This is a genomic window from Mesorhizobium sp. M5C.F.Ca.IN.020.32.2.1 (assembly GCF_004023105.1).
In the GTDB taxonomy this organism is placed as follows: Bacteria; Pseudomonadota; Alphaproteobacteria; order Rhizobiales; family Rhizobiaceae; genus Mesorhizobium; species Mesorhizobium wenxiniae.
The window spans coordinates 1-1,570 of sequence record NZ_RZSX01001166.1 but is presented as its reverse complement, the minus strand read 5'-3'; the positions used below and the strand labels follow the sequence as shown (position 1 = coordinate 1,570).

Genomic DNA, 1,570 nt, shown 5'->3' with positions numbered 1-1,570 from the left:
ATATTGTCGAGTTCGGCCGATTTATACATCATCATTGAGCCCAGCGGGCCTGTGGCGCCGTCGGCCGGAACCGTCATGCCGTGGATGATGAAGGGGCTGAGGTCGACCGTGACGCCGTCCTCGCTGTGCCGGAACGCCGCAGTCGAGACGGTTTCGATTTCATAGCCGCCATTGGCTTCGGTCACGCCTTCGAGTGTGACGTCGCCGATCTTGAACGCTTCCTTTTCGGCCGCCGGTTTGAAGGCCACGCCTTGCAGCACCATGCTGGAGGCATCGCCCGTCACCCCGGTCCAGGAGATGTCGACGCCCTGGGCGGCGAGAGCCGCCTTCAGCCGGTCGGCGACCGCCGCATCCTGCGCCAAGGCCGCGTTCAGCGGCAGCGTCAGCAAAAACGTCGAAAAAGCAAGTTTGTTGAGTGTCGAGCGTCTGATCGTCATCGCAAGTCCCCTGAGAGTGTCCTGAAGATTGTTTTTTCAACTCGTTGCGCCGTCACCCTTCCGTGATGAACTGGACGGGAAAAAGGCGTTCTCCCGCACAATGGTCGAAAACCATGGCGAAAGGCAAATCCGATCCATTGCCATAGAGCCGGGATGTAACCGATTGATGTTGGTCGGCGCAGCAGTGCGTCCAGTTCGTGTTGCAGAAGGAGGCGCAGTCAAGCGCCTCTTGCCGCGAATCACCCGCTCGGCTAGTCCCAGCCCATGGGAAAAAGGCTTTTGCCGCCTGGCGATGGCGGTGGCGACAACATCGAGCCGGTCGATCTGAAGAAAGCGCTGGAAGAGCGCTATCTCGCCTATGCGCTGTCGACCATCATGCACCGGGCGCTGCCGGACGTGCGCGACGGGCTGAAACCGGTCCATCGCCGCATCATGCATGCCATGCGGCTGCTCAGGCTCAACCCCGACCAGGCGTTCGCCAAATGCGCCCGCATCGTCGGCGAGGTGATGGGCAAGTTTCATCCGCATGGCGATCAGTCGATCTACGACGCGCTGGCGCGGCTGGCGCAGGATTTTTCGATGCGCTATCCCCTGGTCGACGGGCAGGGCAATTTCGGCAATATCGACGGCGATAACGCCGCCGCCATGCGCTACACCGAAGCGCGCATGACCGATGTGGCGACCGAGCTGCTGTCCGGCATCACCGAGGATGCGGTCGACTACCGGCCGACCTACAATGAGGAGGACGAGGAGCCGGTCGTGCTGCCTGGCGCCTTCCCGAACTTGCTCGCCAACGGCTCGTCCGGCATTGCCGTGGGCATGGCGACCTCGATCCCGCCGCACAATGCCGCCGAGCTCTGCGACGCCGCGCTGCATCTGATCGAGAACCCCGATGCGCCGGTGACGGCGTTGATGGACTTCGTCCAAGGTCCGGATTTTCCGACCGGCGGCATCATCGTCGATAGCCGGGCCTCGATCCTCGAAGCCTATGAAACCGGTCGCGGTGGTTTCCGCCTCCGGGCGAAATGGAGCCAGGAGGACCAGGGCAGGGGCACCTGGAGCATCGTCGTCACCGAAATCCCCTACGGCATCCAGAAGGCGCGGCTGATCGAAAAGATCGCCGAGCTTCTGAT

1 protein-coding gene and 1 pseudogene are annotated in these 1,570 nt (G+C 62.4%); one reads left to right on the top strand and one right to left on the bottom strand.

Annotated elements, in window-relative coordinates:
* A pseudogene (locus tag EOA86_RS33995) lies at positions 1-437 on the bottom strand (hypothetical protein); the annotation flags it as partial.
* Positions 438-701: 264 nt separating this feature from the next.
* Between EOA86_RS33995 and EOA86_RS33990 the strand changes: the two are divergent.
* Positions 702-1,570: DNA gyrase subunit A (locus EOA86_RS33990; protein ID WP_281035727.1), on the top strand; the 869-nt coding region annotated here is incomplete at its 3' end.